Source organism: Pseudomonas knackmussii B13, assembly GCF_000689415.1.
Taxonomy (GTDB): Bacteria; Pseudomonadota; Gammaproteobacteria; order Pseudomonadales; family Pseudomonadaceae; genus Pseudomonas; species Pseudomonas knackmussii.
Genome location: NZ_HG322950.1, coordinates 6,154,973 through 6,162,905 on the forward strand (window position 1 = coordinate 6,154,973; position 7,933 = coordinate 6,162,905).

Below are 7,933 nucleotides of genomic sequence, written 5' to 3' on the forward strand. Positions count from 1 at the left end.
CTTAGTTCTTCATGCGGTGGCGGTGGAGCGGGAAGCGCGCTGTCGGCGCGCCAGTTCGCCCGCCAGGGCCAGGTAGGCCATGGCGCCGCGAGATTGCTTGTCGTAGACCAGCGCCGGCATGCCGAAGCTGGGGGCCTCGGCCAGACGCACGTTGCGCGGGATCACGGTGGTGTAGAGCTTGTCGCCGAAGTGCTCCTGCAGCTGCGCGCTGACGTCGTTGGTCAGGCTGATGCGCGGGTCGTACATGGTGCGCAGCAGGCCTTCGATCTTCAGCGCCGGGTTCAGGCGTTCGGCGATGCGCTGGATGCTGTTCATCAGGTCGGTCAGACCTTCGAGCGCGTAGTACTCGCACTGCATGGGGATGATCACCCCGTCGGAGGCGGACAGCGCATTCACGGTCAGCATCGACAGCGATGGCGGGCAGTCGATCAGGATGTAGTCGTAGTTCTCGCGGATCGGAGCCAGCGCCTGGCGCAGTCGGTGCTCCTTCATCTCCATCTCCAGCAGCACCACTTCCGCGGCTGTGAGGTCGCGGTTGGCAGGCAGCAGTTGATAACCGCCGTGCTCGGAGAACTGCATTGCCTGGGCGAGATCGCACTCGCCAGTCAGGACGTCATAGATGGAGTGCTCCAGGTTCAACTTATCCACACCGCTGCCGGTGGTGGCGTTGCCCTGTGGATCGAGGTCGATCAGCAGCACGCGGCGCTTGGTCGCGACCAGCGAAGCGGCGAGGTTGATGCAGGTGGTGGTCTTGCCGACACCGCCTTTCTGGTTGGCGATCGCGAATACCTTAGCCATGGTTTTCCCCCGTCCCCGTCACGCAACGGCGCAGTATCAACAGATGCCGCTGACCTTGGCAACCCGGCACATCCAGCGTGTGCTCGGCTTCGACCCGGAAATCCTCCGGGAGTGCTGCCAGCTCGTCTGCCGGGTGTACGCCTTTCATCGCCAGCCAGCGGGTTTCGCCGTCACCGAGGTGGCGGGTCCAGTTGCTGAAGTCCTCCAGGCTGCTGAAAGCCCGGGAGACGATGCCGTTGAAGGGCTGGGCCGGTTGATAGGCCTCGACCCGGCTGTGGATAACTTCCAGGTTCTTTAGCTTCAGCTCGAGCTTCACCTGGGTCAGGAAGCGCGTCTTCTTGCCGTTGCTGTCGAGCAGAGTCAGGCGCTTCTCGGGGAACAGGATGGCCAGCGGGATGCCGGGCATGCCACCGCCGCTGCCAACGTCGAGCCAGCGTTCACCGCCAGCGGCGACGAAGTTCGGGACGATGCTCAGGCTGTCGATCAGGTGGCGCGAGACCATCTCGTCGATATCGCGCACCGCGGTGAGGTTGTAGGCCTTGTTCCACTTCGCCAGGAGGGCGAGGTAGGCGAGCAGGCCTTGCTTGCGCTCTTCGTCGAGTGCGACGCCGAGCGCGGCTGCCCCACGCACGAGTTCGTCGGCGTGGGCTTGGGTAACGAGGGACATCAGGCGCTTTGCTCCAGCTGGCGGCTCGACGCGCGTTTCTTCAGGTGGATCAGCAGCAGGGAGATGGCCGCCGGGGTGACGCCGGGGATACGCCCGGCCTGGCCGAGGGTTTCCGGTCGGGACTGGCCGAGCTTGTTCTGGATCTCCTTGGACAGCCCGGAGATCGTGGTGTAGTCGATATCGTCCGGCAGACGGGTGTCCTCGCTCGCTCGCAGGCGGGCGATCTCGTCCTGCTGACGATCGATGTAGCCGGCGTACTTGGTGCGGATCTCTACCTGCTCGGCAACCTGCGGATCTTCTGCGCCGCTGCCGGTCACTTCGGCCAGGCTGGCGTAGTCGATTTCCGGGCGGGCCAGCAGGTTGAGCAGGTTGTACTCATGGGCCAGCGGAGTACCGAAACGCTCGGCGATGGCATCGCCCTGCGGCGTGTTCGGGCGCACCCAGGTGCTCTTCAGGCGCTGTTCTTCGCGTTCGATGCCTTCGCGCTTGGCCTCGAAGGCCGCCCAGCGCTTGTCGTCGACCAGGCCGAGCTCGCGGCCTTTTTCAGTCAGGCGCAAATCGGCGTTGTCTTCGCGCAGGATCAGTCGGTATTCGGCACGCGAAGTGAACATGCGGTAAGGCTCCTGGGTGCCCAGGGTAATCAGGTCGTCGACCAGCACGCCGATGTACGCCTCGTCACGGCGCGGGCACCAGGCTTCGCGGCCCTGCGCACGCAGTGCGGCGTTGGCGCCGGCGAGCAGGCCTTGGGCGCCGGCTTCTTCGTAGCCGGTGGTGCCGTTGATCTGGCCGGCGAAGAACAGGCCGCCGATCACCTTGGTCTCCAGGCTGTACTTCAGGTCGCGAGGATCGAAGTAGTCGTACTCGATGGCGTAGCCCGGGCGAACGATGTGGGCGTTCTCCATGCCACGGATCGAGCGGACGATCTCGAGCTGTACGTCGAACGGCAGCGAAGTGGAGATGCCGTTGGGGTACAGCTCATGAGTGGTCAGGCCTTCCGGCTCCAGGAAGACCTGATGGCTGTCCTTGTCGGCGAAGCGGTGGATCTTGTCTTCGATCGACGGGCAATAGCGCGGGCCGATGCCTTCGATGACACCGGAGTACATCGGCGAGCGATCGAGGTTGCTCGCGATGATCTCGTGGGTGCGGGCGTTGGTATGGGTGATCCAGCAGCTGACCTGGGCCGGGTGTTCTTCCTTGGAACCGAGGAAGGACATCACCGGGATCGGCGTGTCGCCGGGCTGCTCGGTCATTACCGAGAAATCGACACTGCGACCATCGATGCGCGGCGGCGTACCGGTCTTCAGGCGACCGACACGTAAGGGCAGTTCGCGCAGGCGTTTGGCCAGGGCGATTGCGGGCGGGTCACCAGCGCGGCCGCCAGAGTAATTCTGCAGTCCGATGTGGATAAGTCCGCCGAGGAAAGTACCGGCGGTGAGTACAACCTGGTCTGCATGGAATTTCAGACCCATCTGGGTCACCACGCCGCGGACCTGATCCTGTTCGACGATGAGGTCGTCGCAGGCCTGCTGGAATATCCACAGGTTCGGCTGGTTTTCCAGGATCTCGCGGATCGCTGCCTTGTAGAGCACGCGGTCTGCCTGGGCACGAGTAGCGCGTACAGCCGGACCCTTGCGGCTGTTCAGCACGCGGAACTGGATGCCGCCCTTATCGGTGGCGTGCGCCATGGCGCCGCCCAGGGCGTCGATTTCCTTGACCAGGTGGCTCTTGCCGATACCGCCGATGGCCGGATTGCAGCTCATCTGGCCCAGGGTTTCCACATTGTGGGTGAGCAGCAGGGTCTTCACGCCCATGCGTGCGGCCGCGAGCGCAGCCTCTGTGCCGGCATGGCCACCGCCGATCACGATCACGTCAAAACGGGAAGGGAAATCCACCACGCACCTCGTGCCTGTCGATCAGGGAAAGAAAAAGAGAGCCGCACAGTATAGGGGCTTAACGGAAACGATTGAAGGGACCTGGACAAAAAGTAGCCAATCGTCGGTCGGCTCACGGAGGGGAAAAGCTATTAACAGAAAAAAATGAAAGGGAGTTTTTAAATCTTTTTAGAGCTAGTGATTATGTTTGGTGTGCACACTATCTGTGGATAAACGATTCAAGCCCCTTAAGGACGCTGGTTTCGAGGAAGGATAAGACTGTGCCGAAGGTGTCGGGAAACGGGGGAAGGCCGGTTGATCACCTGTGCATGGAAAGCACATTTATGCACAGGCGAGTTATCCAGTGGGTTAGCCACGGGCTTGTCTACGTACCTATACGGTAGTTTTCCACAGGGTTCATGAAGGCATGTGAATATTCCCATCGATACCAATAACGGCGTGGGTTAGGAGGATTGTCAGGGTAAGACTGTCCACAAGCGGACGAATGAAGCGGAAGCAAAAACGCCCGGGTACTGTCGAGTAGCCGGGCGTTTGCTGATGTGGATAAGAGGATTACTTGCCGATGCAGAAGCTGGAGAAGATGCGCCCGAGCAGGTCGTCCGAGCTGAATGCCCCGGTGATCTCGCCAAGGGCGTGCTGGGCCTGGCGCAGGTCTTCTGCAAGGAGTTCGCCGGCCCCGGCGAGAAGCAGCTGGGAGTGCCCGTGATCGAGGTGCTGGCCTGCGTGGCGCAGGGCTTCCAGGTGTCGCCGGCGGGCGCTGAAGCTGCTTTCTGCGGTCTGCTCGAAGCCCATGCAGGCCTTCAGGTGCTCACGCAGCAGTTCGAGGCCGTCTCCGGACCTGGCGGACAGGGTCAGGGTGACGTGGCCGTCGGCGCTTTCTTCCAGGCCGATAGGCGATGTGGATAAGTCGGCCTTGTTGCGGATCAGGGTTACGCGAGCGGGGTCCGGTCGTTCGTCGAGGAACTCCGGCCACAGGCTGAAAGCATCCACAGCCTCGGGAGCGGTGGAGTCCACCACCAGAAGTACCCTGTCAGCTTCGCCGATAGCCTTGAGTGCGCGCTCCACACCGATCTTTTCCACATGGTCATCCGTCGTCCGCAGGCCGGCGGTGTCGACGACATGCAGCGGCATGCCGTCGATGTGGATATGTTCGCGCAACACGTCCCGCGTGGTGCCTGCGATATCTGTGACGATGGCCGCTTCACGGCCCGCCAGTGCGTTCAGCAGGCTGGATTTGCCGGCATTCGGACGGCCGGCGATCACTACCGTCATGCCATCGCGCAGTAACGCACCTTGTCCTGCCTCCCGCAGAACGCCGGCGAGTTCGGAGCGAACCTTGTCGAGTTGGGAGAGGACATGGCCATCGGCGAGGAAATCGATCTCTTCCTCGGGGAAGTCGATGGCCGCTTCGACGTAGATGCGCAGCTGGATCAGCTGTTCGGTGAGCTGATGTACGCGTCGCGAAAACTCGCCCTGCAGCGAGCGAACGGCGTTGCGTGCGGCCTGCGCCGAGCTGGCCTCGATGAGGTCGGCGATGGCTTCGGCCTGGGCCAGGTCGAGTTTGTCGTTGAGGAACGCGCGTTCGCTGAATTCGCCGGGGCGGGCTTGGCGCGAGCCCAACTCCAGGCAGCGCTGCAGGAGCATGTCGAGCACTACCGGGCCGCCGTGGCCGTGCAGTTCGACGACATCCTCGCCAGTGAAGGAATTCGGCCCCCGGAAGAACAGCAGCAAGCCTTCGTCGATGACTTCGCCATCGTCGTCGTAGAAGGGCCCGTAGTGCGCGTAGCGGGGCTGCGGTTCACGGCCGCTGAGGCTGATGGCGATTGGCAGCGCCCTTGGTCCGGAGACACGGACGATGCCGACGCCTCCGCGGCCTTGGGCGGTGGCGACGGCGGCAATGGTTTCACGGGCTGCGTTCATGCACGTTCTCCACATAGCAAAACGCCCCACGAGGGGGCGTTCTGTTGTTTGGCTGGTGCGATTATCAGGCTGTCTTGGCCTTGCTCGCGCCTTCGATCTGCCGGGTAATGTACCACTGCTGGGTAATGGACAGGCAGTTGTTGACCACCCAGTACAGCACCAGGCCAGCCGGGAACCACAGGAAGAAGAAGGTGAAGACCACTGGCATCAGCTTCATTACCTTGGCCTGCATGGGGTCCGGCGGAGTCGGGTTGAGCATCTGCTGAACCAGCATGGTCGCGCCCATGATGATCGGCAGGATGAAGAAGGGATCCTTCACCGAGAGGTCGGTGATCCAGCCCAGCCACGGGGCCTGGCGCATCTCGACGCTTTCCAGGAGCACCCAGTACAGGGACAGGAAGACCGGCATCTGCACCAGGATCGGCAGGCAGCCGCCCAGCGGATTGATCTTCTCCTTCTTGTACAGCTCCATCATCGCCTGGGACATCTTCTGGCGATCTTCGCCATGCTGCTCCTTGATCGCCTGCATCTTCGGCGAAACGGCGCGCATGCGGGCCATCGAGCGGTAGCTGGCGGCAGACAGCGGGAAGAAGGCCATCTTGATGACGAACGTCAGCAGCATGATCGACCAGCCCCAGTTACCGAGCAGGCCGTGGATATGTTGCAGCAGCCAGAAGATCGGTTGGGCGATGAACCACAGCGGGCCATAGTCGACGGTCAGCTCCAGGCCCGGGGACAGCTCGCCCAGGTACTTCTGCAGCTTGGGACCGGCGTACAGGGTCAGGTTGGTTTCGGCCTTGGCCCCGGCAGCGACGCTCAGGGTGGGGCCGGTGAAGCCGACGATGTAGTTGCCCTGGGCGTCCTTGCGGGTCAGGACGTTGTGGGTGTCGCCCTTGGCCGGAACCCAGGCGGTCACGAAATAGTGCTGCAGCCAGGCTACCCAGCCGCCCTGCACGGTTTCGTTGACGCCTTCCTTGTCCATGTCCTTCATGGACACTTTCTTGTAGGGCTTGTCCGGGGTCCAGATAGCAGCGCCCAGGTAGGTCGATACGCCAGTGGCGGTGGTCGACGACGGGTCTGCGCTGGCATCACGCTTGAGCTGGGCGAACAGCAGACCGTTCCACTGCTTGCCGCTCTGGTTGTCGATCAGATAGCTGACGTCGACCTGGTAAGCGTTCGGGTTGATGCAGTCGAGCTTCTTCTGCGCTTTTTCCTTGTCGCTGCAGTCGGTCTTCATGCCGCGGTGGAAGGTGAAGCGCTTGATGTAGCTGACGCCGTCGCGGGCGAAGTTCAGGTCGACGACCAGTTTGTCCTGGCCGTCGGCCAGCTGGTATTCGCTCTTGGCGCTGCTGAACAGCGGACGGCCGGCGACAGTCGCGTCGGGACCATCGGCGCCGGTCAGACCGCTCTGGGCCAGGTAGGTGCGTTGCTGGTCATGCTCGAACAGCGGGAACGGCAGGTCCGGGCGATCCTGGCGGAACGGGTACTGGGTCAGGCCCAGTTGCACCACGTCGCCACCGCGCGGGTCGATGGCCAGTTCGAGAACGTCGGTCTTGACCTTGATCATTTGGCCAGTCGCGGCCGCTGCCTGGGTGTTCGGCAGGCTAGCAGTAGCGGTCGGCGCCGTAGGCACGTCGGCACTGGCGGTGCCGCTGGTCGGCACGGAGGTGTCCGGCAGACCTTGGTTCTGCTGGTTGAAGGTCGCGGTCTGTTCCGGCAGCTGGGGCTGACCGTAGTCCTTGTTCCACTGGAGAACCAGCGCATAGGACACGATTGCCAGGGCGACGAATAGGATTGAACGCTTGATGTCCATGGTTACTCGGCCGTCGAGGAAGGGCGGGGCGTGGAGTTGGCGGGCGGCACGGGATCATAGCCACCGGGATGCCAGGGATGGCAGCGACCCAGGCGACGCAGGGTCAGCCAGCCACCACGCAGGAGGCCATGATGTTCGATGGCCTCTTGCGCGTAGCAGGAACAGCTGGGGTGGAAGCGACAGTGGTTGGCCATCAAAGGGCTGATGGCGTAGCGGTAAAACTGGATCAGAAGAAGCGCCAGTTTACGCATGGGAACTATCGGCTACCCCCGGAGGTTCGGTTGTGGTTTCCGGCCGGGGTCGGTTGCGCACCAGACGCTTGAAGAGTTTGCCGAACTGCTGGTGCAGCTCGGGATTCTCCAGGTCGCCCAGGCCCTTGCGCGCGATGATAACGATGTCCAGACCAGCCAGGGCTTCCTGGTTGTGCCGGAACGTTTCACGGATCACGCGTTTCAGGCGATTGCGCTCGACGGCGAGCTTGACGTTCTTCTTGCCGATCACCAGGCCGAGGCGGGGGTGATCCAGAGCGTTTTCGCGCGCCAGCAGCAGGACGTGCTTACCGGGAACCTTGGCGCTGGGGGAGTCGAAGACTGCTGTGAAGTGCCGGGAAGTCAGTAGACGCTTTTCCCGTTCGAATCCTCGACTCACCACCGGTGCCGGGCAAATCAGACGGTCAGACGCTTACGGCCCTTGGCGCGACGACGCGACAGAACCTGACGGCCGTTCTTGGTAGCCATACGGGCGCGGAAACCATGGACGCGAGCGCGCTTGAGGGTGCTGGGTTGGAAAGTACGTTTCATTGTTCGGTACCTGGGTTGACGACTTGAGGTCGTAGTGACCCCG

Annotated in this window: 8 protein-coding genes; all 8 read right to left on the minus strand. The window is 62.7% G+C overall.

Annotated features, from left to right (window positions below; genetic code table 11):
• Nucleotides 1–9: 9 nt before the first annotated feature.
• Nucleotides 10–798, minus strand: a complete 789-nt coding sequence (locus PKB_RS28630) for a ParA family protein (RefSeq protein ID WP_043256739.1) — start codon at nucleotides 796–798, stop codon at nucleotides 10–12.
• Entirely contained in the window at nucleotides 791–1,465 is a 675-nt protein-coding gene (gene rsmG, locus PKB_RS28635) for a 16S rRNA (guanine(527)-N(7))-methyltransferase RsmG (RefSeq protein ID WP_043256741.1), read from the minus strand. The genes PKB_RS28630 and rsmG overlap by 8 nt, the downstream gene beginning before the upstream one ends.
• Nucleotides 1,465–3,357 (minus strand): tRNA uridine-5-carboxymethylaminomethyl(34) synthesis enzyme MnmG, encoded by a 1,893-nt coding sequence (gene mnmG / locus PKB_RS28640; protein WP_043256743.1) that lies wholly within the window; start codon nucleotides 3,355–3,357, stop codon nucleotides 1,465–1,467. The genes rsmG and mnmG overlap by 1 nt, the downstream gene beginning before the upstream one ends.
• Before the next feature lie 552 nt (nucleotides 3,358–3,909).
• Nucleotides 3,910–5,277 (minus strand): tRNA uridine-5-carboxymethylaminomethyl(34) synthesis GTPase MnmE, encoded by a 1,368-nt coding sequence (gene mnmE, locus PKB_RS28645; protein WP_043256746.1) that lies wholly within the window; start codon nucleotides 5,275–5,277, stop codon nucleotides 3,910–3,912.
• A 64-nt stretch (nucleotides 5,278–5,341) separates the two neighbouring features.
• Entirely contained in the window at nucleotides 5,342–7,090 is a 1,749-nt protein-coding gene (gene yidC, locus PKB_RS28650) for a membrane protein insertase YidC (protein WP_043256748.1), read from the minus strand.
• Nucleotides 7,091–7,092: 2 nt separating this feature from the next.
• Entirely contained in the window at nucleotides 7,093–7,341 is a 249-nt protein-coding gene (gene yidD / locus PKB_RS28655; RefSeq protein WP_043256750.1) for a membrane protein insertion efficiency factor YidD, read from the minus strand.
• Complete coding sequence (gene rnpA / locus PKB_RS28660; protein WP_043256752.1) at nucleotides 7,334–7,741, minus strand: ribonuclease P protein component; 408 nt, start codon at nucleotides 7,739–7,741, stop codon at nucleotides 7,334–7,336. The genes yidD and rnpA overlap by 8 nt, the downstream gene beginning before the upstream one ends.
• Before the next feature lie 14 nt (nucleotides 7,742–7,755).
• Nucleotides 7,756–7,890 carry a 50S ribosomal protein L34 gene (gene rpmH, locus PKB_RS29485; protein WP_003100258.1) on the minus strand — a complete coding sequence of 45 codons (135 nt, stop codon included), beginning with the start codon at nucleotides 7,888–7,890 and terminating at the stop codon, nucleotides 7,756–7,758.
• Between the last annotated feature and the right edge of the window lie 43 nt (nucleotides 7,891–7,933).